The sequence below is a fragment of the Magnetovibrio sp. genome, from assembly GCF_036568125.1.
Taxonomy (GTDB): domain Bacteria; phylum Pseudomonadota; class Alphaproteobacteria; order Rhodospirillales; family Magnetovibrionaceae; genus Magnetovibrio.
The window spans coordinates 23,893-47,283 of record NZ_DATCTF010000009.1 but is presented as its reverse complement, the minus strand read 5'-3'; the positions used below and the strand labels follow the sequence as shown (position 1 = coordinate 47,283).

Genomic DNA, 23,391 nt, shown 5'->3' with positions numbered 1-23,391 from the left:
AGATGATTTTGAGCGGGTGGGTAAACGGATTCAGGTCGAAAAGTACTCAAAATGGTCCGGATATAACTCAAAAGTGTGGCAGTTCATCACGTTTTTGTAATATATAAATTCATACTTATCAGCGTGTTAGTTGAATTGCTGCACTGCGGGTAGGTATAGTTCTTTACATTCAGTCCCTAAAGCTGGTAGATCTGTTTGAAACCTACCCGTATGGGCGTGCTCCGGGGGGAGCTGGGGAACGAGGCGGTGGAGCGGCATGCTTCTTTGGGACTGAGGAGCGATCCGTGAAAGACTTGAAGAAAGAAGAACGCGAGCCGATCGAGGTCGTCGTCGCAGACAAATCGCCGCTGATCCTGGCTGGATTGGTACAGTTGTTCGACCAGGACGACCGATTCAATCTGGTCGCCACGGCGGCCGATGGCGAACGTTTCATGGAAGCCGTCGATCGACTGAGTTTCGATGTCGGCATCATCGGCTGGAACATGCCTTACCTCAATGGTCAAGGCGTGCTGCAAGCCCTGCAAAAAATCGAAAACGCACCGCGTATCATCGTTTTTACCGGCAATTCGGCACCCGACATTCCGCGTCAAGTGATGCGCTTCGGCGGTGCCGGATTCTGTTCCAAGTGTGACGCGTCGACGGTGCTTGCGGAAACCGTTCTGGCGGTGTCCGAAGGGCGCATGGTGTTTCCGTTTATGGATTTGTCGCGTTCCGGATCTGATCCGTTCTCAGGCCTGACGGCGCGCGAGCAAGAGCTGCTGGCGTCCTTGGCGCGCGGACGAACCAATCAACAGATCGCGGGCGATCTCACCATTTCGCTCAACACGGTCAAGTTTCACCTGAAAAATCTCTATGGAAAACTCGATGTCAAAAACCGCGCCCAGGCGGTGGCTTGCTATCTGAATGCCAGCGGAAATGTCTGATATTTCAATTAAATCAGTGTGCTAGAAAGTTGGTGGCGTGACTTGCCATCCGCCCCATGCTTTGGGGTGGGTGATAGGCCACCCGAAAGAAACGGTGCGGCCCCCCACCCGGGTGTTGGATAAACGCTCACCAAGGGGTTTGATAGCCACCGTCCAGGCTCCCTCATAGGGTGGGCGTCTGGAGTTACCGGTCCATTTTGGATGAGCGCGTGGGGAGGCGCAGCTCTCCGAAATGCCAAGGGTTCTCGAAACAGGGTGTCGTTTGGGCGACCTGGGGCGAGAGACGGCGACGAAGGTTTTACCTTCATGGGGGGACGCCCCATTTGTCGCCGCCCTTGGGGGACCGGAGAACGGTATGCGGACACTCTCGGGAACGGCCTGAGAGTTTGGCCCAAAGAAGGGCGGTGTCCGGTTTGTCTGTTTGTGCGCGGGAATTTTACTCAGATCAGGAACGTTCATGTCTCTAGCTGTTTCCGGCTGCGATGATCAGTTGTTCGTCTACGCGCTGTGCCGTGTGACGGAAGCGGCCGCGCGCGCGGCTGCCGGACTGGTGGGGCGGGGCAACCGCGGGCAATCGACTCAGACCGCCATCGAGGCGATGCGCACCGAACTCAACAAGCTGGCGCTTTCGGGGCGCGTGGTGATCGGCGAAGATTGCGACGCCAGCAACGAAACCGGACTGCCCACGGGGCTCGAATTGAAGTGCGGCAAACCCGGCGAGCCGCGTTTCGACGTCGTTGTCGACCCCATCGAAGGCACGTCCTATCTGGCGCGCGGCATGACCAACGCCATGGCGGTGACGGCTTTGGCCCCGGAAGGGTCGTTGTTCGATCCCGGCCCGGCGTTCTATATGGAAAAATTCGCCGCTCCGGCCAAGGCCCGCGGCAAGATCGACCCCGCCGCGCCGACGCAGGTGAAGCTCGGCCAATTGTCGACGATTCTCGACAAGCCGGTATCCGAACTCACCGTGTTCGTCCTGGAAAAGCCGCGTCATCGCGAACTGGTCAACCAAATCCACAACGCCGGCGCGCGCGTGGCGCTGTATCCGGCGGGCGATGTCGCCGGGGCACTGATGGCGGCAATGCCCGGTTTTGGCGCTAAGTCCGGTATCGATGCCTTGATGGGCACCGGCGGAACACGCGAAGGCATGTTGTCGGCGGTGGCGATTCGCGCGCTCGGCGGCGAATTCATGATGCGCATCGATCCGCAGTTGACCACGGAAAAAGCCGCCGTTTCGAAAGCCGGGCTGAACACCACCGCATGGATGGGGGTGAACGACTTGGTGAAATCGGACAATGTGCATTTCACCGCCACCGGCATCACCACCGGATTGTTGTTCGAAGGCGTTCAGCGCGAAGGCGACATGGAACGCACGCAATCGCTGCTGCTTTCGGGGAGTGGCAAAGACGGTGCGTGCCGTCGCCGCCAACTGCTGACCACGTGGCACAACCTCGAGCCGCGTGTTTAACGGACGCCAGAAGGGATTACGCACAGCATGCCATTCAAACGCATCATCACCCGGCCGATCATCTTGGGCATCGTTGGCGACAGCGCGTCGGGCAAGAGCACCATTGCCGACGGCATCGCTGGGATTCTCGGCCCCGATCGCGTGGTCAACCTGTGCACCGACGATTATCACAAATACGACCGCGGCGATCGCGCCAAGCTGGGCATCACCGCGTTGGACCCGGAAGCCAACCACATCGACATCTTGGAACAGCACATTCAGTTGCTGCGCGAAGGACAGCCGATCCTCAAGCCCACGTACGACCACGTGCACGGCACCTTCAGCCAATGCCAGTATGTCGAGCCCAAAGAATACATCATCTTGGAAGGCCTGATGGGCTACGCCACCCGCGCCATGCGCGATTGCTACGACGTCAAAATCTATCTCGAGCCCGACGAAGACCTGCGCATCAAATGGAAGATGCAGCGCGACACCCGGGTGCGCGGTTATTCGGAAGAGCGGGTCTCGGAAATCATCGAAAAGCGCGTCGAGGACAGCCTCAACTACATTCAACCGCAGCGCACCTTCGCCGACATGGTGGTGTCGTTCTATCCGCCCGAAAGCAACCATTCGGAAACCGGTGCGCATTTGAACGTACGCCACACCTTGCGCCCGACCTTGCCGCACCCGGACCTCACGCCGGTTCTGGACGCGGCGAAAAAGGGCTTTCGTTTGGAGCTGGCGCGCGACATCGACGGCAAGCCGGTGGATGTGCTCGATATTCACGGCGACCTATCCGACAAGCGCGCCAAGGCGGTCGAGGATCTGTTGTGGAACCTGATCCCCGAAGCCCAACACCTGCGTGAAAACGTCGGCCAGTTCCGCGACGCCGAAAATCATACCGCGCTCAGCCATCCGCTGGCGCTTTCTGAACTGTTAATCACCTACCACATGGTCAAGGCCGCCCTTGGCCACCACGCCATTTAACGCAATAAAGATCTAACTCGGGAGGAGTGACATCCAATGACCGCAACCCACAACGAAATGGCCAACGCCATCCGTTTCCTGTCCGTCGACGCGGTGCAGGCCGCCAAGTCGGGCCACCCCGGCATGCCCATGGGCATGGCCGACGTGGCGACGGTGCTTTACACCAAATTCATGAAATTCGACCCGCGCCACACCAAGTGGGCCGATCGCGACCGCTTCGTGCTGTCGGCCGGTCACGGTTCCATGCTGATGTACTCGCTGCTGTATCTCTCGGGCGTTGAAGACATCACCATCGACGACATTCGCAATTTCCGTCAGATGGGCTCCAAGACCGCCGGTCACCCGGAATACGGCCACGTGGACGGCATCGAAACCACCACCGGTCCGTTGGGCCAGGGCATCACCACCGCCGTCGGCATGGCGCTGGCGGAAAAGATGCAGGCCGCGCGTTACGGCGACGACATCGTCGATCACTACACCTACACCATCGCGGGCGACGGTTGCTTGATGGAAGGCATCTCCCAGGAAGCCATTTCCATGGCCGGCCACCTGAAGCTGAACAAGCTGATCGTGTTGTGGGACGACAACGAAATTTGCATCGACGGCAACACCAACCTGACCCTGTCGGACAACCAGTGCGCCCGCTTCGAAGCGTCGCAGTGGGACACCCAGCAGATCGACGGCCACGACCCCGCGGCCATCGAAGCGGCCATCGCCAAGGCCCGCAAGTCCGACAAACCGTCCTTGATCGCATGCAAAACCACCATCGGTTACGGCGCGCCGACCAAAGCCGGTACCCACGACACCCACGGCGCACCGCTGGGCGATGAGGAAATCAAAGGCATGCGCGAAGGCCTAGGCTGGCACGCGGGCCCGTTTGAAGTTCCCCAAAACATCCTCGAAGCCTGGCGTTCGGCCATGGCCCGCAACTCCGCCGACCGTGAAGCCTGGGAAGGCCGTCTGAACAAGCTCGACGACGCCACCAAGGCCGAATTCGTGCGCACAGACGCCGGCAAGCTGCCCGCCGGTTGGGAAGACGCGCTGAACGAATTCAAGAAAAAGACCGCCGCGGACCACCCCAAGCTGGCCACCCGCCAAGCTTCGGGCAAAGTCCTGGAAGTCTTGACCGCAGCCGTTCCGGAAATGATCGGCGGTTCCGCCGATTTGACCGGTTCGGTCAACACCAAGACCCCGTCCACGCCGTCTGTGACGAACGTCGACTTCTCCGGCCGTTACATCCACTACGGCGTGCGCGAGCATGCCATGTCGGCGGTGATGAACGGTTTGAGCCTGCACGGCGGTTTCATTCCCTACGCCGGTACGTTTGCGGTGTTCGCCAACTACATGATGGGCGGTATCCGTCTGTCGGCATTGATGGAAAAGCGCGTCGTGTACGTTCTGACCCACGATTCCATCGGCCTGGGCGAAGACGGTCCGACCCACCAGCCCGTAGAAACGCTGGCAATGTTGCGTTCGATGCCCAACTTCTACACCATGCGTCCGTGCGACGTTGTGGAAACGGCAGAATGCTGGGCTGTTGCGTTGGCGGCTGAAAAGACCCCGACGGGCATGATCCTGACCCGTCAAGGTTTGGAACCGCAGCGCACCACCCACACGGACGAAAACCTGTGTGCCAAGGGCGCTTACGTTCTGGCCGAAGCCGAAGGCGGCGCCCGCAAGGTCACGCTGATGGCGACCGGTTCGGAAGTCGAAATCGCCATGGCGGCGCGTGCAACCCTGCAAGGTGAAGGCGTTCCGACTGCGGTCGTGTCGATGCCGTGCTGGGAACTGTTCGACGCACAAGACGACGCCTACAAGGCCAGTGTTCTGGGTGAAGGCACCGTCAAGGTTGGTGTCGAAGCCGCGATGCGCTTCGGCTGGGACAAGTATCTGGGTACCGACGGCGGCTTCGTCGGCATGACCGGTTTCGGCGCTTCGGCACCGGCTGGCGAGCTGTACAAGCACTTCGGTATCACGGCTGAAAATGTGGTTGCAGAAGCCAAAGCGCGCCTGTAATCGAATAGCAACTTAACATCAGAAGGGAGTAGAGATTTATGGCCCTCGTATCCTTGCGCCAGCTTCTCGACCACGCTGCGGAAAACGGCTACGGCCTGCCCGCGTTTAACGTCAACAACATGGAACAGGTGAAAGCCATCATGGAAGCCGCCGACGCTGTCGACAGCCCCGTGATCCTGCAAGGTTCCGCCGGTGCGCGTAAGTACGCCGGCGAGCCGTTCCTGCGTCACCTGATCTTGGGTGCGTTGGAAGCCTATCCGCACATTCCGGTTTGCATGCACCAAGACCACGGCACCAGCCCCGCGGTGTGTCAGCGTTCCATCCAGTCAGGCTTCAGCTCGGTGATGATGGACGGCTCGTTGATGTCCGACGGCAAAACCCCGTCGTCCTACGAGTACAACGTCGACACCACGCGTCGCGTGGTCGACATGGCGCATGCTTGCGGCGTGTCGGTCGAAGGTGAGCTCGGCTGCCTCGGTTCCTTGGAAACCGGCGAAGCGGGTGAAGAAGACGGCATCGGCGCCGAAGGCAAGCTGGAAATGGACCAGATGCTGACCGACCCCGACGAGGCCGCGGACTTCGTCAAGAAGACCAACGTCGACGCCCTGGCGATCGCCATCGGCACGTCTCACGGTGCGTACAAGTTCACCAAAAAGCCGACCGGCGCCATCTTGCGCATCGACCGCGTCAAGGAAATCAACGCCCGCATCCCGACCGTTCACCTGGTCATGCACGGCTCCAGCTCGGTCCCCCAGGACTGGCTGAAGATCATCAACGATTACGGCGGGGACATGGGCCAAACCTATGGCGTTCCGGTCGAGGAAATCGTCGAAGGCATCAAGTCGGGTGTGCGCAAGGTCAACATCGACACCGACCTGCGCATGGCGTCTACGGGCTCGATCCGTAAGCACTTGGAGGAAAACAAGTCCAACTTCGACCCGCGCAAGTTCCTGGCCGAAGCCACCAAGGGCATGACCGACATCTGCAAGAACCGCTACGAAGCGTTCGGCGCGGCCGGTCAAGCCAGCAAAATCAAGCCGATGTCTCTCGAAACCATGTTCGAGAAGTACGAATCCGGCGAGCTGGACGCGAAGGTCAACTAAGACCTCGCCACTCAGCGGCATCGATGAAAAGGGCGGTCCTCACGGGCCGCCCTTTTATGCGTGCCGGGCCTCATGTTCGATCAGCCATTTTTTGCGGGCGATGCCGCCACTGTAGCCGCCCAGTTGTCCGTCCATATTGACCACCCGGTGACAGGGGATGACGATGGCGATTTGGTTACGGCCGTTGGCGGCGGCCACCGCGCGCGCTGCCGTGGGGCGGCCCAACGATTGCGCCAAATCCGTATAAGACCACGTTGTGCCGTAAGGGATGCGCTTAAGTTCAGCCCAAACGGATTTCTGAAACGCACTGCCGATGTCGGCAAGCGGGATGGTGAAGGTCGAAAGTGTGCCGGAAAAATAGTCTTTCAATTCGGCGTCCAGGGTGTCGGTGATGGCGGTGCGACCCGGCACGATGGCGGCGGATTGGCTTTTGCGCAGGCGTTCGATCTCACGCTCCAATCCTCGACGATCGACGAATTCCAACAAATACAGCGCTGCATCATCACACATGGCGATCATCGGCCCGAGCGGGGTGTCGAGCCATTCGGCTTTCAATGCGCGGTGTGTCCCAGCGCTGGGCGCCGCGCCCATGATGCGTGAAAAGGCGTCGCGAAAGCCGCTGTCGGATTCGTATCCGACGTCCAGCTGCGCTTCGATCACCGAACTGCCGTTGCGGATGTTTTGCAACGCCAGTCCCATGCGCCGGGCGCGGGCATACGCAACGAAGGTCATGCCGAAGCGCTTTTTAAACTGTCGCCGCACGGTCGAGGCGTCCACCGACAAGGCGCGGAAATCGGCGTCTTTCCAACGCTTGTCTGGTTCGGCCTCGACCGCGTCGACGAGCCGTTTGATGAGTTCCGAGGCTTCGCCCGGGTGCGACAACGGCTGGCAGCGTTTGCATTGGCGGTATCCGGCCAGCAACGCCTCCTGGGCGGATTTGAAGAACTCGCAATTGTCCAACTTGGCTTTGCGCGCCGGGCAGGTCGGGCGGCAAAAGATCCCGGTGGTTTTGATGCCGGCGTAAAACACCCCCTCGTAGGCGGCATTCTTGTGGCTGAAAGCGCGATAGTATTCGCGCCGTTCCTGGTCCGAGATCATGTGAGCGTTCCCTGCCTGCATGTTCATGCTCCCGCCATCATATCCGCAACCATGCCTTCCAGGGCGCGATAATCTTTGCGCCAGGTTTCGAACATCGTTTGGCCGGTGGGGTCGGGGGAAAAGTCCAACTGACCGGCCTGCAATCCGTCGAGAATGGCACGGGCGGTCACGTCCGGGCTGGTCTTGTCCATGGCGATGTCCTTGGTCATGTCGGTGTCGATGGGGCCGGGATTGACGCTGTGCACGGCGATGCCTTTGGCCGCGAGTTCCAAGCGCGCCCCTTGGGTGAGGGAAAACAGCGCCGCTTTGGAAGCCGAGTAGCCACCCAGAAACGGGAAGTTCACGAACGCCGCGATGGACACCACGTTGACGATGGCGCCGTCGGATTTACTTTCCAGAACCGGGACGAAGGCGCGCATCATGTCGAGGGTACCGAAGCAGTTGATGTCCATGTCCCGCTTGGCATCATCCAGAGAACCGCTCATGGCGCTGGCATAGGTCGCGGCGCCGGCGTTGTTGATCAGAATGTCGGTATCCGCCGCCATCTCGGCGGCGGCGCGGACCTGATCAGGGTGTGTGATGTCCAGCGCGACGGGCACCACGCGCGTGTCACCATAGTCGGCTATGGTGGCGGTGTTGCGCGCTGCGGCGTAGACTTTTTCGGCGCCGCGTTGCAACAGCGCCGCCACCAGGGCTTTGCCGATACCGCGATTGGCGCCGGAGATGAAAACGGTTTTGTGCTCGAAGATCATGGCTGATTTCTCCTTGTCGATCCTGCACAAACGCTAAGGCGTCGTTGTGCGGTTGTCCGTCGAAAATCAGGCACCGTTTTCAAATAATGGCCGGGTGTCACAATTTTATTATTATCCATAGGCGCAAAGCTCGGGTATGAGTGGGCCGCACACATCACCGATACACACGCGTAAACAATCACGGGCAAGGACTTTTCGGCGTGGACGTAAGCACTTTGATCGATGGCATCACGAACTTTTACTTCAGCTTCGACGTCTTGGCGGCCGTGGTGGGAACGGTGCCGGGCGCGCTGGTTGAGCGCAAAACCTGCGCGACCTTGGAACGCTTTCACTTCGTGCTGTTTTATTTCGTCGGTGCGGCGGTGTTGGGCTACTTGTATTTCGAAATTGTCCGTTCGTTGAGTGCAGAAAACGTGTGGAAGGCTCAGTTGGGGATGTCGCTGGTGGCCGGACTCTATCTGGGCAACGTCGCCGCGCGCCGATTGCGCAATGCCGCAAAGCATCCGATCTTGGCGCTGTTGATGTGGGTGCCGGTGGTGAATATCGCGTTTTGGGTAGCGCTGGCTTTGATTCCCACCGCACCGAAGAAAAATCAGCCCGCAGTTACCTCTTAAGCCGACAATCCATCGATGAGTACCTGAATGTGGGGCGCATAGGGGCGCCAACGTTCCAGATATTCGGTGTGGATGCCGTCGCGCACCTGTGCGGCGCTGGCGGTGTAGACGGCGCGCTTTGATGCTGTCAGATCGATGCAGCCGTCCTGCCAATCCAATCCGCAATGGGCCACGATCCTGCGCGCCTGTTGTTCGGGCGCTTGCACCACGTCTTCGTATCGCACATCCAAAATCGCCGCGCCGAACAACGAGCGCCAGTGCTCCATGAGGGTTTGGTAGGCTTTGAAATAACGTGCCAGATCGCGTTGATCGTAGGAAAAGTGCTGGCCGACGGTGAACATCTGGCGGTAATTGCCCAAACAAGTGTCGATCGGATCGCGCATGCAGTGGAGGATGCGCGCATTGGGGAAAATTGCGCGTATCACACCGAGGTAAAGGAAGTTGCTGGGCATCTTGTCGGTGACGTGGGGACAGTCGGCGTTCAGATTATCCAGAGCGCTGAGATAACGTTTACCGATGGCATGCAGTGTCTTTTGCGTCCATTTGCGCACGGCCGTGGGATACTCTCCGTGTGCGGTGATCGCCTCGGCCAAAAACGACAGTTCATCACCGGCGTAAACGTCCGAATGGCCAGCCAAAATCTGTTCGACCAAGGTGGTGCCGGAACGCGGCATGCCGACGATGAAGATCGGGCGGGGGCTATCCAAGCCTTTGGAGGCGAAGCGCTCCATCCATCCGGCGTCGAACGTTGTGGCAATGTTTGACATCAGCCACTCGTCCTTGGCGACATCGTAGTTCAAGGCTTTACGGACCAGACCGTTGCCCGCGTCCAAATGCTTAAAGGCTTGATCGTAAACTTTGTTTTGATCGAACTGGGTGGCGAGGGCGAAATGGAGTTTCGCTTGCTCTTCATCGTGACCACTGAGGCGTTCCAACGCAGCTGTCATGGTTGGGATGTCTGCGGGGGCCAAGGCGCGCAATTCAGCCAGCATCTTCCAAGCCCCGGCGTAGTCGGGGTTCAGTTCCAATGCACGGCGAAAGTTGCGGATGGCCTCGTCCTTGCGGCCGAGTGCGCGCAAGGTGGTGGCATAGAGGTAAAAGGTATCGGCGCGGGTGGGGGCCAGTTCGCATGCGCGGCGCTGATGTTCGGCAGCCTGTTCGGCGCGGTTCAACTTGTTCAGCGCCTCGGCCAAATTGAGGCGCGCATCGGCATGAGCGGGGGCATGGGCGACGAAATCGCCGAAATGCTTTGCGGCCGTGGCTAAGTCGTTTTCACGCATCGCCACGACACCAAGCACGTTGTACGCCGATCCCGCATCGGGGCGCAGCCGCAAAATGCTTTGCGCCAGTTTGCGCGCTTGCTCGAACTTGTGCAGGCTCACGGCGCAGATGGCCATGTGGATCAAAAATTCCGGGCTTTTTTGGTGACGAGGATAGAGCTTGCGATACAGCGCGAACGCACCCGCGCTGTCGCCGCTGTTTTGTAGCTCTGCGGCGCGGCGGAAATCGGTCTCGTCGCTCGCATGTTTGGTCACTTAAGGGGTCTCACAGCGCAAAGGATGTTTCTTAAGAGCTTGTGTAAGGTCTGGTAAGGTCCAGCGATGCATTGCGTTGTTGGGTCAACATCGGGATCATTGCGTCGGCCTCACCTGGACGTCCAAGCAGATAGCCCTGCACGATATCGCATCCGGCGATGTTGAGAAAGGTCAGTTGTTCTTGCGTTTCGACGCCTTCGCCAACCACGCTGAGGTTGAGGCGGTGGGCCATGGCGACCACTGCATCGACGATCGCGGCACTATCGGTATTTTCGGTGACATCACGGATGAACGACTGGTCGATTTTCAAAGTGTCGATGGGGAAGCGTTTGAGGTAGCTCAGCGACGAATATCCGGTGCCGAAATCGTCGATCGCCAAGGTCACGCCCAGGGCCTTGAGCTTTTTCAAAACGGATAGGGTTTCGGGGCGATGATCGACGAACAGGCTTTCCGTGATTTCAAGTTCCAACTGCTCGGGGTCGAGCGCATTGTCTTGCAACATGCGTTCGATGCACGCCACCAGATTAGGATCGCCGAGTTGGCGGATCGACAGGTTGATCGACATGCGCAACCCGGTAAAGCCTGCGTTTTGCCATGCCAGCAATTGAGTGCATGCCGTTTTGATCACCCATTCGCCGATCGGGATGATCAACCCGCTGTCTTCGGCGATGGGGATGAAGGCATCGGGAGACACCATGCCGCGTTGGGGGTGGTTCCAACGGATCAACGCTTCGGCGCCGATCACGCGCTCGATCTTGGGATCGAATAGGGGTTGGTAATAGAGCATCAATTCGTCGTTTGCCAAAGCTTGGCGCAGCCCATGTTCTAACTCGACGCGTTCGGTGACGGCGGCTTGAATTTCCGGGGTGAAGAAGCGGAATACGCCGCGTCCTTGGGCTTTGGCGCGGTAAAGCGCGGTATCTGCGTTTTTCAGCAATTCCTCGACATCGTCGCCATCGCGGGGAAAGGTGCTGATGCCGATGCTGGCGGAGATATGTATTTCGCGGCCATCAAGTGAGAAGGGTTGCGACAGCGTGTTGAGGATCTTGTTCGCCGCGATGCTTGCATAGGCTTCTTTGGTGATGCCGGTCAAAATGAGCGTGAATTCATCCCCGCCCAGGCGCGCGACGGTGTCTTCTTCGCGCACCGCGTTGAGCAACCGATGCGTCGCCTTGATCAACAGCCGATCGCCGGCGGAATGACCAAGGGTGTCGTTGATGACCTTGAAGTTGTCCAAGTCGATGTACAACAGTGCAACCAAGGTTTTTTCCCGCCGTGCGATGCTGATCGCCTGGGTCAGACGGTCGGCGAACAGGGACCGGTTGGGCAGTTCCGTCAAAGCGTCGTAGTTGGACTGAAATGCGATTTTGGCTTCGTTTTGCTTGCGCAAGGTGATGTCGTGAACGACCGTCAAGATCGCCGGGTCGCCATTCAGGTTGACGATCTCGCCGCTGAGCAGGGCATCGAGAACTTGTCCGCTGGCGGTGCGCAGGCGGGCTTCAAAGTCGCGGATGCGTCCGGCCTCCTTGATCATTTCGGTGTAGCGCAGGCGATCGTCCAAGGTATCCCAGATCTGTACGTCCAAAGGCGTTTTGCCGACGACCTGGTCGCGGCTGTAACCGAACATGGTTTCCCACTCGGCGTTGACGTCGAGGCGGATTTCGTCGGATAGGCGGGTGACGATGGTGGCCATGGGGGTGGCGTGAAAAATGCTGGCGAACAACCGCTCGGAATCGCGGACCTTTTTATCGGCGCGCTTGGCGGCGGCAAACAGCGGGCCGATCAAGGCCACGCCGACCAGCATCAGCAAGGAGATGATCAAAGCCACCAATTCGGCATAAAGGTTGCCGGTGAATTGGCTATCCTGCACCACGTTGATGAACGTAATGGAACGGCGAATGCACATCAGCAGCAGCGCGAACGCAATACAAGCCCAAGCGATGCGCCATCCGGTGGTGCGGATCAAAAACAAAGACAGCACCGCCGCGCTCATTTGAAAAAAAATGGAAATCAAAATGATCGTTGCGGTGAGGGTCATGGCGAGACAGCCCTCAACACGCGGGCGCAACAAAAATGCGCCGCGACCGGAAGCCACAGCTTGGAAATCTTGAATAATCTATTGGTATTATTCAATAAAATTCTCCGGTCCGTCTGGGTGGGGCACCACACCCAGTGGGGGAATTCAATTGTGGCGGCGTTCCCCGTGCGCCAGCTTTCCCACGTGTTAGGTATTGTAAAAATGTCTTTCCAAACAGGTGAATAAGGTGATCTAAACAGATGCCTTATTTTGCCCTATCACATACGATTTGGAAATATCTATGGTTGATTCAGGCCCCAACAACAACGTACAGGGCATTATACTGATCTTACTTGGCGCACTATTTCTGTCGGTGATGGATGCGGTGGTTAAGGTCTTGCTCGATACGGGGTTTTCGGTTCTCCAAATCCTTGCTGTGCGCAGTTGGTTCGTCGTTCCGGCGATGGCGGTTTGGGCGTGGCGGGTATTGCCGCCAGGCGCGCTGCGCACCAAACGTCCGGCATTGCATTTCGCACGCGCCGGGTTGGGGTTTTTTGCGCCGTTTTTCTTCTTCTCGTCCCTCTCGACACTGCCGTTGGCCGACGCCACGGTGATATTTTTCGGCGCGACGTTCCTCATGACCGCGCTGTCGGTGCCGCTGCTCAAGGAGCACGTCGGCCCGCACCGCTGGATGGCCGTGGTGGTTGGATTTTTCGGTGTGGTGGTGGCGGCCAATCCAGGCGGGGATTTCTTTCAAAGCGGCGCGGTGTTCGCCTTGTTGTCGAGTCTGTCCTATTCGCTGTTTATGTTGATCACGCGCTGGATGGGGCCGGGAGAGGGCGCCTATAAACAAGTGCTTTATTTTCAAGCCTACGTCGGCGTGGCGTCGAGCGCGTTCATCACCACGGATTTCAAACCCATGGCCTTTGACGATTTGGGACTGGTGGTGGTGATCAGCGTGATCGCCGTGTTGGGGCAACTGAGTTTGACGCGGGCTTTTTCCATTGCACCGGTGGGCGTGGTGGCGCCGTTTGAATACTCGGCTATGGTTTGGGCCAGTTTGATGGGCTATTGGTTGTGGGGGCATATCCCCGGCCAACCGACCATCGTCGGGGCCGCAATCATCGTCGTAAGCGGTTTGTATCTGTTGCATCGCGAAACGCGCCTGAAGCGCCGCGAAAGAGCCCTGAGCGTCGATACAGCCAATACCATCGAAGCCGCTCCGCCGCCGACGGCGGTTCCGATGCCGATGGTGGGTGAGGACGAAGGGCGCCGCTAAGCGTAAATGGAGTGTTGTATCGGCAGAACCGATCATCAGGCTAGGGAGAGGGCGTCTTCGGCTGCAATCAGGTCTTCCAACACATCCCAGCCTTTGTCCCAATCGCCGAGGCGCGAGTCGGCGTTGATATGCCCGCAAGCGCCGATGTTGATGAAGTCGGCGCCCCAGGCCGTGGCAAACACCTGGGCGCGATGCGTATCGACGTAAGTGTCCGTGGTACTGGCGATGACGCTGGTGGGAAACGGCAGGCGGGCCATCGGCATGGGCGCGAAATCGCGCACCTCTGCGGGCGTGTGCTGATCGGAATCGACATCCGCCGGCGCAACCAACAGCGCAGCCTGCACGGGGGTGGTGGGATGCAGGGCCGCCCAGTGCGCCACCAAGGCGCAGCCGAGGCTGTGTGCAACCAAAATCGGCGGCGTTGCGCACGCACGCACTGCACGGTCCAGGCCTGACAGCCAATCCTGGCGGTCGGGGATATTCCAATTGTTTTGACGAACGAACGAACAACCCTGGCGCGTTTGCTCCCAGCGCGATTGCCAATGGTTCGGGCCCGAGCCGCCAAGCCCCGGTACTAGGAGGACAGTGGGTTCAGACGGCATCGGCTTTGACCTCGCGCTGACGATGTTCAGTTGCTTGAAATCGAAAAACTTGTGGCCCATCATAATCGTATTTGCTCCTCAGCCTACAAAATTTTCATACAGGCGTGTGCTCGATTTCAACATGCATGACCACTCAGGGTGGTGTCGATGAGCACCAGTGGTTGTTCGCCTTATTGTGCATCTCTCATTGTCTTGGCACAACCATTATGATCGATTGGGGCGATGGCAACAATCCATGCTTTGTGGGTATGCCTTAGGTATAATTTATAAGACAAAAAGACTATTTGCGCGGTGCGGGGGGGATCGGATTTCCATCGGGGCCGGTGAGCACGTATTTAGGTTTTACCGGCGCATATTTGACGGGCTCGTCGTGACCGGGAGTGGTGATGGAGTTCGGGGCAGGGTGCTGCGCGGGGGGCAGTGAAGGGCCATGTGCGGGCATCTTGGGCTCTTTCTTGAGAATGCTAGCGGCCTCTTCAAGCAGGAACGTCTTGAACGCCTGGGCCACTGGTGACAATCGCTTGCCTTTGCGGTGCATCACGTACCAATGGCGCATGATAGGGAAGTGCAGCACGTCGGGGGTCGAGAGCAGACCGAGTTGCAACTCGTTTTGCACCGCGTCGCGGCTCATGATCCCGAGGCCCAGGCCCGCTTGCACGCTACGCTTGATGGCTTCGTCGGAGCTCACTTCCATCCCGGTCGTCATGGCGATGCCGTGTTGGGCGAAAAACAACTCCATCGCCTTGCGTGTACCGGAGCCTTCTTCGCGAACCAAGAACACCTCATTTTCAAGGCGTTTGAGCTGAATAGACCTCTCCCGCGTGAACGGATGGTCCGAAGGCGCGATAAGCACCAGCGGGTTTTCCATGAATGCGCCGGATTCGATATCGATGTCTTCCGGCGGACGGCCCATGATGACCATATCGACGGTGTTGTTTTCCAGCTGACTGACCAGGCTTTCGCGGTTGGTGACGTCGAGTTTGACGTTCACACCGGGGTAGCGCTCATAAAAGATGCTCAGCAGTTTGGGGGCGAAATAGTGCGCGGTGGTGGCGACCGAGATGCTCAGGGTGCCGCGTTCCAGCCCGGTCAGGCTATCGAGCCCCGCTTTCATGTTGTCGACCAGTTGGAGAATTGAGCGGGCGTACTGTCGCACCTCGTGTCCGGCTTCGGTGAGGTAGATCTTTTTGCCCATATGCTCGAACAACGCTTGGCCCAACTGGCTTTCCAGTTGCTTGATCTGCATCGACACGGCTGGTTGCGTGAGGTTGAGCTCTTCCGCTGCACGGGTGAAGCTGAGATGGCGCGAAACAGTGATGAAGGCTTCCAACTGGCGTAACGTGACGTGCATGGCGTTGTTTCCCGGTGTCGGCGCGTGCGGCCGTGCCTTTAAACAGCGAAATACGTGGTGTTGTTGTGAAAGTATAAGCAAAACTTATCTTAATGATCAATATAAATGAGTTTTTTTATATCATCACGAGTCCTATAGTCACCGCCACTTGGATGGCCACCGTGGTTGGGGACATTCCAAAAAGAATATACACAGGAAGGTGAAGGCGCCCCGACGCAAATATTTGGGCCGCTTCACGTTATTTTGAGACGCTAAAGAGAGGGCCTGTTATGGACCAGTCTAATCGTTACGCCGATTTGAGCCTTAAAGAAGACGACCTGATTTCCGGCGGCAAGCACGTGCTTGTCGCTTACCGCATGAAGCCGAAGACCGGCTATGGCTATTTGGAAGCCGCCGCACACTTCGCCGCTGAATCCTCCACCGGCACCAACGTCGAAGTGTCCACCACCGACGACTTCACCAAGGGTGTCGACGCGTTGGTCTACGAGATCGACGAAGCCAAGGAATTGATGAAGATCGCGTATCCGATGGATTTGTTCGATCGCAACATCACCGACGGCCGCGCGATGATCGTATCGTTCCTGACCCTGGCCATCGGTAACAACCAAGGCATGGGCGACATCGAACACGCCAAAATGGAAGACTTCTACGTACCGCCCGCGTACCTGCGCTTGTTCGACGGTCCGTCCAAGGACATTTCCGACCTGTGGCGCATCTTGGGCCGTCCCATCGTCGATGGCGGTTACATCGCCGGTACGATCATCAAGCCGAAGCTGGGCCTGCGTCCGGAACCGTTTGCCGAAGCAGCCTATCAGTTCTGGCTTGGCGGCGACTTCATCAAAAACGACGAACCCCAGGGCAACCAGGTGTTCTGTCCGATGAACGTCGTGATCCCGAAAGTCTACGACGCCATGAAGCGCGCCATGGACGAAACCGGCGAAGCGAAGCTGTTCTCGGCCAACATCACCGCCGACGACCACTATGAAATGATGGCCCGTGGCGAATTCATCCTGCGCACCTTCGGCCCCGACGCCGACAAGGTTGCCTTCCTGGTCGACGGTTATGTCGGCGGCCCGGGCATGGTCACCACCGCCCGTCGTCACTTTGCCGGTCAGTACCTGCACTATCACCGTGCCGGTCACGGCGCGGTGACGTCGCCGTCCGCCAAGCGCGGTTACACCGCTTTCGTTCTGGCCAAAATGTCCCGTATGCAGGGTGCTTCCGGTATCCACGTCGGCACCATGGGCTACGGCAAGATGGAAGGCGAAGCGTCTGATAAGAACATTGCCTATATGATCGAGCGCGATAGCGCCGACGGCCCGCACTTCCACCAGGAGTGGGAAGGCATGAAGCCGACCACCCCGATCATTTCGGGCGGTATGAACGCGCTGCGTCTGCCGGGCTTCTTCGAGAACCTCGGGCACGCCAACGTGATCAACACCTCCGGCGGTGGTTCTTACGGCCACATCGACAGCCCGGCGGCCGGCGCGATTTCGCTGCGTCAAGCCTACGAGTGCTGGAAATCCGGCGCCGATCCGATCGAATTCGCTAAGGAGCACAAAGAGTTCGCACGTGCGTTCGAAAGCTTCCCCGGCGATGCCGACAAGATCTTCCCGGGCTGGCGCGAAAAGCTGGGCGTGCACAAGTAAGCACACCGGCAATAAGCTGACCAAAGGCGGCCGGGAGTGGTTTAGACTGCTCTCGGCCGTTTTTTTCTCCGAACCGAACGTTTTGAAGGATTCTAAGCTATGTCCGACTCTCAACAGTACATGATCGCTGAAGAGCCGTACTACCAAGCCATCGGCAGCGAAGTGGAGCTTTACGAAGCCGCTTACGCCGAGCGTCTTCCGGTGATGGTCAAGGGCCCGACCGGCTGCGGCAAGTCGCGGTTTATCGAATACATGGCTTGGAAGCTCAAAAAACCCCTGATCACCGTGGCGTGCAACGAAGATATGACCGCCTCGGATCTGGTCGGCCGTTACCTGCTGGACGCCAACGGCACCCGCTGGCTGGACGGTCCGTTGACGGTGGCGGCGCGCATCGGTGCGATCTGCTATCTCGACGAAGTGGTCGAAGCGCGTCAAGACACCACTGTGGTGATCCACCCGTTGACCGACCATCGCCGTACGCTGCCGTTGGACAAGAAGGGCGAGCTGGTCAACGCGCACGAAGATTTTCAGTTGGTGATTTCCTACAACCCCGGTTACCAGAGCTTGATGAAGGACTTGAAGCAGTCCACCAAGCAGCGTTTTTCGGGCCTCAATTTCGATTATGCCGAAGGCAAGGTCGAGGCGGGCATCATCGCCAAGGAAACCGGCACCGACGAAGACACCGCCACCAAGTTGGTGAAAATCGGCCAAACCGCACGCAACCTGAAGGGCCATGGCCTGGATGAAGGCATTTCCACGCGTCTGTTGGTGTACGCCGCGCGCTTGATCAAGCAAGGCATCAAACCGAACGACGCATGCCGCATGGCGTTGGTCGCGCCGATCACCGACGACACCGATATCTCGGCGACCTTGAAGCACTCCATCGACGCCGTGTTCGGCTGAGAATCGCAAGACCCTTCATAAGGAAGACGTCGCCATGACCCTCAGCCAAGACGAACTGGACGAACTGCGCTCGCACCTGTCGTGCGGGTTCGAGCAGCTCGACACCGCGTTCGCGGGGTGTATGGAAGACGCGGTGGCGCGGCTGTCCACCGACGGCGTGCGTGCGCTGTTGGACGGGGCGTCGCTGATCTGCATGATCGGGCGCGGCTTCGAGCCGGTGCAGGTGTATCTCGAAGAGATGCCGAAAATCGGCCAAAACCTGGGTGAAGAGATCATCGAAAAGGTCTCCCAAGCGGTGTGGAAGATGTCGCGCACACCCAACGGCAAGGCGATCTTGCCGTTCCTGCAGACCTTGGGCGAGGCGTCGCGGCGCTTGGGTTCCGAAGAACTGTTTTGCCAGTTCGTCACCAAGGTGTTCGATTTCATGGACAAGACCACCGGGTCGATCCACGGTATCCACACCACCATTCCCAGCCCCGGTTTACCGGAAATGCTGAACCAGATGCCTTATCTGCTCAGCCAGTTGTCGCTGGAAGGGTTGAAGAACTGGATCGACTACGGCCAACGTCACTACATCAATCACCCCGAACGCCAGAAAGATTATTTCTCGCTGCAATCGGCCGATTCCAAGGCGATTTTGCAGCGCGAACGCCACGGTACGTTGTTTGCCGACAACGAACGCAAGCTGAGCCTTTACATGAAAGGCCTGTGGTTGGATCAGCAGGCCCATTTCGTGCCGTATTCATTGGGCTTTGACGAGCTGCGCAAACCGCTGCCGTATTTCGACGAACTGGGCTTGCGCGTGCCCGACGTTTACGACGATTTCGACAACCCTGACACCGGCGCGCACGTCAAAGGCACCGACCGTTATCGCGTGTTGTTGGCGCACATGGCTGCGCACCGGCGTTGGACCAAGGCGATTTTCGCCGACAACTTCAGCCCGTTTCAGCGCGTCGCGGCGGAAATGTTCGAAGACTGCCGGGTCGAGCAATTGGTCATTCGCGAATATCCCGGCATGCGCAAACTGTTTTTGGCGCTGCACCCCAAACCCATCGAAGACGATTGCGATCCTGCGGTGCAATCGTGCATCCGTCATCGTTTGGCGATGTTTTCCTACGCCGTGCTCGATCCCGACCATCCTTACGAAAACAAGGACCTGAACGAGTTTGTCGAACGCTTTCACGGTTTGATGGCGGATGGCGAAAGCTCCACCCAGGAGGTCGCCAACCTGGCCATTTCCTTCATCGCGCGCACGCGCCGCCAGGAAGACCAGTCGGCCAACGTCTATTTTACCGACACCGAAATCAGCTACCGCGACGACAATCGCCATATGTGGAAATACCACGAACTGGGCGATGACGAGGAAATGTTCGAAGAGCAGCTGCGCACCGCGTCGGAACAAAACGCCGAGGAAGAGCAGGGCCTGCCGCCGCGCCACTATCCCGAATGGGACTATCATTCGAAAACCTATCGTCCCGACTGGGTGAGCCTCTATGAAAGCCTGCATCCGCCGGGCGATGCGGGGGTGATCGACGGCTTGCTGAGCAAGCACGCGGTGCTGGCCAAGCGCTTGAAGCAAATCCTCGATCTGCTCAAGCCGCAGCATTATGTGCGGGTGCGCTATCAGGAAGACGGCTCGGAGCTGGATCTCGACGTGGCGATTCGCTCGCTGATCGATCTCAAGTCCGGGGCGCAGCCCGACCCGCGCATCAACATGAGCCACCGTCACGACGGCCGTGATATTTCGGTGATGCTGCTGTTGGATTTGTCGCAATCGGTCAACGAAGTTCCCGACGGCTGTTCGCAGACGATTCTCGAACTCAGTCAGGAAGCGGTTTCGCTCATGGGTTGGGCGGTTGATCGCTTAGGCGACGAGTTGGCCATTGCCGGGTTTTCGTCCAATTCCCGGCATGAAGTTCGCTACCAGCATATCAAGGGTTATTCGGAAAGCTGGAACGACGAGGTCAAAGGCCGTCTGGCGGCGATTGAAGCTGGTTATTCAACCCGCATGGGCGCGGCTTTGCGTCATAGCGCGCAGACTTTGAGCCAGCGCAAATCGGACAAAAAACTGATGCTCGTGCTGACCGATGGCGAACCGTTCGACATCGACGTCGACGACGAACGCCACCTGATCGAAGACACCCGCAAGGCGGTTCAAGAGCTGGACCAGATGGGGATTTATACGTACTGCATCAATCTCGACAAAAAGGCCGACGAATACATCGGCGATATATTCGGTAAGCAATACACGGTGATCGACAATATCGACCGCTTGCCGGAGAAACTACCGCAACTGTTTATGGCCTTGACCAAGTAAGGCGAGCGATTGGTGAGCCCTTTAAATGGGCAGTCGGTGACTACCCTATGGGGTTGGAAGTGGCCTAAAATTACTTAAATTCAGCCATTTTTAGCTTTGTTCGTTTGACTTTATTAGAAAACTGCCATACAAAAAATCATCGTTCGTTGGATGCTTAAAGCCAACCGGGTAGGTACCTCATCCCGATGTTTGGTTTTGTTTCTGAAAGTGTCGAACGAAACACGAGATCGCGGAGGTTCTGGGCGACGAGTAAACCTGGGGAGGTCCGCTCGCACCTATCCCAGAACCACCCGGAAGGCCCCCGTCTTTGGCGGGGGCCTTCTCTATCACAGGGCCTAATTTTCGACCTTTGGCCCCATGTTCACGAAATATGGAGAACCACCATGACCGATACCGTCAAGATTGCACCGAGCATTCTGTCCGCGGACTTCGCGCGTTTGGGCGAAGAAGTCAAAGCCGTCGACGAAGCCGGCGCGGATTGGATTCATATCGACGTCATGGACGGTCACTTCGTGCCCAACCTGACCTTCGGCCCGCCGGTGATTTCGTGCATTCGTTCGTGGACCGAAAAGTTCTTCGACGTCCACTTGATGATCGACCCTGCACAACCCTTCCTTGAAGATTACGCCAAGGCTGGCGCCGACCAGATCGTGGTTCACGCCGAAGCCGATAAGCACCTGGATCGTTCCATCCAGGTCATCAAGGGCTTGGGCAAGAAAGCCGGTGTGTCGCTCAACCCGCACACCCCGGTGAGCGTGTTGGAAAACATCATCGATCAGCTCGACATGGTGTTGATCATGAGCGTCAATCCCGGTTTCGGCGGCCAAAGCTTCATTCCCGCCGCACTCAACAAAATCCGCGCCGTTAAAGACATGATCGGCGATCGTCCCATCGACATTCAGGTCGACGGCGGCGTCAACGCCTCCACCGCGAAATCCGTGGTCGATGCGGGCGCGACCTGCTTGGTTGCCGGTTCGGCGGTGTTCAAGGGCGACGACTACGTTGCCACCATCAAAGCGATCCGCGACGCCTACAGCGCCTAAATCCGCGCACGAACATCATCGCAAAGCCCGCCCGGTTCCCTGGGCGGGCTTTGTTGTGCAATACTTCGATGGGTCATCTTTATGCCATAATGATCGTTTCAGGATTGTTTCGTTGTTGTTTTCACGTCAGATTAATCCAATGACGAAGAATGCAAGGGTGATCCGGCTGCAATGATGAGCCCTTGTACGGTTAAGTAAGGCAGGCGACAGATATGGTTGATGCTGATCCGGATCCCGCAAACCCAGGTGCCGCTCCGGCCCGCACCGCCGCTGGGCGGGCGCTGAAGCTTGTCAAACCCATCGCCGGTCTGCGCAAGCGCGGCAATTATCTCTATTTCTGGGAAAAGCGTTGGTTTTTCATCGCGATGGCGGTGGGGGCGGGGCTGTTGTACATGCCCACGCCGGAGGGCCTGACACAGTCGGGCATGATCATTTTGACCATGAGCGTGGTCGCCACCATTTTGTTCGTCACCGAACCGGTGCCGCTGCCGACGGTGGCGCTGTTGATCATCATCGGCCAGGTGATGTTGATGGGCATCGAAAGCAAAGCCGTCGCCCGCTCTTTGATGAGCGACAGCGTATTGTTCATCATGGGCTCGTTGATGCTGGCGGTGGCGGTGGTGAAGCAAAAACTCGACACCCGCATCGCTTGGATTCTGGTGCGCATGACCGGCACCAAGACGTCGCGCATTGCCTTCGGCATTGCGCTGGTGTCGGGCGTACTCGCATCGTTCGTCGGTGAGCATACGGTTGCGGCGATGATGCTGCCGGTGGGCATCACGCTGATTCAATTGACCAGCAACGATCCTAAAAAGGTCCGCAATCTGGCTGCAGTGTTGCTGTTTTCCATTTCGTATGGCTGTTCGGTGGCGGGTATCGGCACGCCGTCCGGCGGTGCGCGCAACGCCATCATGATCGGCTATTGGAAAGAGTTTTTCTACGATCCGCTCAATCCCGAAACGTTTATGTATCTGATCGATTACGTGCACTGGATGATGTACGCGTACCCGATCTTTTTGATCCAGGTGCCGTTCGTCACCATCATCTTGCTGCTGACATTCCGTCCTGAATACAAGGACTTGTCGCGCGCGGTGGTGAAGCTGCGTGCGCAGGTCGAAAGCCAAGGCGCGATGAAGGCCGGCGATTGGGTCGCCATCGGGATCTTTTTCCTGGTGCTGTTGGGATGGATTTTCGGCTCGGCCGAATACGGCATGGGCACCATCGCCATATTGGGCGCGGCGGCGTTCTTGATCGCGGGGCTGGTGGCGTGGCCGGATGTCAACTCGGGCGTCAACTGGGGTGTGGTGTTGCTGTATGCGGCGGCGATTTCGCTCGGTGTACAGATGAAGGACACCGGCGCGGCGGCGTGGGTGGCGCAAAACTTCCTCGACATCCTGGCGCCCCTGGGCATGGACGAAGGCGTCGGCTTGTGGGCGGCGGTGTCGTTGTTGACCACGGGCGTGACCAACACGATGTCCAACGGCGCGGCGGTGGCGGTTTTGGGCCCGATTGTGCTGAAATTGGCCGTGGCGGCGCAAGAAAGCCCGATCGTGATCGGCTACATCACCGCGGTGTCGTCGGCGTTTGCATATTTGACGGTGGTCGGCACCCCGGCATGCACCATCGTGTATGCGTCGGGTTATCTGAAAACCACCGACTTTTTGACCGTGGGCTGGAAAATGGTGGTGATGTCGACGATCATCATGTTGGCGGCGGCAGGTTTGTATTGGCCGTTTTTGGGCACCTGATACACGC

At 58.3% G+C, this 23,391-nt stretch carries 18 protein-coding genes; 12 read left to right on the top strand and 6 right to left on the bottom strand.

All coding sequences use genetic code 11. The features are described 5' to 3' along the window. Window positions 1-284: 284 nt before the first annotated feature. The 5 genes from VIN96_RS04575 (at window position 285) to fba (ending at window position 6,476) form a co-directional block, all read left to right on the top strand. The gene (locus tag VIN96_RS04575; protein ID WP_331894260.1) at window positions 285-923 is read left to right on the top strand and encodes a response regulator transcription factor; all 639 of its coding nucleotides are present in this window, start codon (window positions 285-287) and stop codon (window positions 921-923) included. Window positions 924-1,380: 457 nt separating this feature from the next. Next, window positions 1,381-2,391, top strand: coding sequence for a fructose-bisphosphatase class II family protein (locus VIN96_RS04570; protein WP_331894259.1), 1,011 nt, complete (start codon window positions 1,381-1,383; stop codon window positions 2,389-2,391). A 27-nt stretch (window positions 2,392-2,418) separates the two neighbouring features. Continuing rightward, on the top strand, window positions 2,419-3,357 hold the full coding sequence (locus VIN96_RS04565; protein ID WP_331894258.1) for a phosphoribulokinase: 939 nt from the start codon (window positions 2,419-2,421) through the stop codon (window positions 3,355-3,357). Window positions 3,358-3,393: 36 nt separating this feature from the next. After that, window positions 3,394-5,373: a transketolase gene (tkt, locus tag VIN96_RS04560; RefSeq protein WP_331894257.1), complete on the top strand. Its 1,980-nt coding sequence runs from the start codon at window positions 3,394-3,396 to the stop codon at window positions 5,371-5,373. Between the two features lie 38 nt (window positions 5,374-5,411). Next, complete coding sequence (gene fba, locus VIN96_RS04555) at window positions 5,412-6,476, top strand: class II fructose-bisphosphate aldolase (RefSeq protein WP_331894256.1); 1,065 nt, start codon at window positions 5,412-5,414, stop codon at window positions 6,474-6,476. Window positions 6,477-6,530: 54 nt separating this feature from the next. Here fba and VIN96_RS04550 read toward each other — a convergent pair whose 3' ends face one another. Further along, on the bottom strand, window positions 6,531-7,574 hold the full coding sequence (locus tag VIN96_RS04550) for a trifunctional transcriptional activator/DNA repair protein Ada/methylated-DNA--[protein]-cysteine S-methyltransferase (RefSeq protein WP_331894255.1): 1,044 nt from the start codon (window positions 7,572-7,574) through the stop codon (window positions 6,531-6,533). A 23-nt stretch (window positions 7,575-7,597) separates the two neighbouring features. After that, a complete protein-coding gene (locus VIN96_RS04545) occupies window positions 7,598-8,326 on the bottom strand; it encodes an SDR family oxidoreductase (protein WP_331894254.1) in 729 nt (242 codons plus the stop codon). A gap of 200 nt (window positions 8,327-8,526) precedes the next feature. On the opposite strand from VIN96_RS04545, the gene VIN96_RS04540 reads away from it, so the two are divergent. Beyond that, entirely contained in the window at window positions 8,527-8,940 is a 414-nt protein-coding gene (locus tag VIN96_RS04540; RefSeq protein WP_331894253.1) for a hypothetical protein, read from the top strand. Here VIN96_RS04540 and VIN96_RS04535 read toward each other — a convergent pair. Continuing rightward, complete coding sequence (locus tag VIN96_RS04535) at window positions 8,937-10,475, bottom strand: sulfotransferase (protein ID WP_331894252.1); 1,539 nt, start codon at window positions 10,473-10,475, stop codon at window positions 8,937-8,939. The two genes, VIN96_RS04540 and VIN96_RS04535, sit on opposite strands and share 4 nt — an antisense overlap. Window positions 10,476-10,506: 31 nt before the next feature. Next, window positions 10,507-12,513 (bottom strand): putative bifunctional diguanylate cyclase/phosphodiesterase, encoded by a 2,007-nt coding sequence (locus tag VIN96_RS04530; protein ID WP_331894251.1) that lies wholly within the window; start codon window positions 12,511-12,513, stop codon window positions 10,507-10,509. Between the two features lie 280 nt (window positions 12,514-12,793). Between VIN96_RS04530 and VIN96_RS04525 the strand changes: the two genes are divergently transcribed. Beyond that, complete coding sequence (locus tag VIN96_RS04525; RefSeq protein ID WP_331894250.1) at window positions 12,794-13,771, top strand: DMT family transporter; 978 nt, start codon at window positions 12,794-12,796, stop codon at window positions 13,769-13,771. Between the two features lie 35 nt (window positions 13,772-13,806). Here VIN96_RS04525 and VIN96_RS04520 read toward each other — a convergent pair whose 3' ends face one another. After that, the gene (locus VIN96_RS04520; protein WP_331894249.1) at window positions 13,807-14,436 is read right to left on the bottom strand and encodes an alpha/beta hydrolase; all 630 of its coding nucleotides are present in this window, start codon (window positions 14,434-14,436) and stop codon (window positions 13,807-13,809) included. Window positions 14,437-14,653: 217 nt separating this feature from the next. Next, on the bottom strand, window positions 14,654-15,724 hold the full coding sequence (locus VIN96_RS04515) for a LysR family transcriptional regulator (RefSeq protein ID WP_331894248.1): 1,071 nt from the start codon (window positions 15,722-15,724) through the stop codon (window positions 14,654-14,656). Between the two features lie 269 nt (window positions 15,725-15,993). Here VIN96_RS04515 and VIN96_RS04510 point away from each other — a divergent pair, with 269 nt between their 5' ends. The 5 genes from VIN96_RS04510 (at window position 15,994) to VIN96_RS04490 (ending at window position 23,384) form a co-directional block, all read left to right on the top strand. Further along, on the top strand, window positions 15,994-17,373 hold the full coding sequence (locus VIN96_RS04510; protein ID WP_331894247.1) for a ribulose-bisphosphate carboxylase: 1,380 nt from the start codon (window positions 15,994-15,996) through the stop codon (window positions 17,371-17,373). A gap of 99 nt (window positions 17,374-17,472) precedes the next feature. Then, window positions 17,473-18,276 carry a CbbQ/NirQ/NorQ/GpvN family protein gene (locus VIN96_RS04505; RefSeq protein ID WP_331894246.1) on the top strand — a complete coding sequence of 268 codons (804 nt, stop codon included), beginning with the start codon at window positions 17,473-17,475 and terminating at the stop codon, window positions 18,274-18,276. 34 nt (window positions 18,277-18,310) lie between these two features. Beyond that, window positions 18,311-20,593, top strand: coding sequence for a nitric oxide reductase activation protein NorD (locus VIN96_RS04500; RefSeq protein WP_331894245.1), 2,283 nt, complete (start codon window positions 18,311-18,313; stop codon window positions 20,591-20,593). Between the two features lie 383 nt (window positions 20,594-20,976). Next, window positions 20,977-21,636 carry a ribulose-phosphate 3-epimerase gene (gene rpe, locus VIN96_RS04495; protein ID WP_331894244.1) on the top strand — a complete coding sequence of 220 codons (660 nt, stop codon included), beginning with the start codon at window positions 20,977-20,979 and terminating at the stop codon, window positions 21,634-21,636. A gap of 212 nt (window positions 21,637-21,848) precedes the next feature. Further along, complete coding sequence (locus tag VIN96_RS04490; protein WP_331894243.1) at window positions 21,849-23,384, top strand: DASS family sodium-coupled anion symporter; 1,536 nt, start codon at window positions 21,849-21,851, stop codon at window positions 23,382-23,384. The last annotated feature ends 7 nt before the right edge of the window (window positions 23,385-23,391 follow it).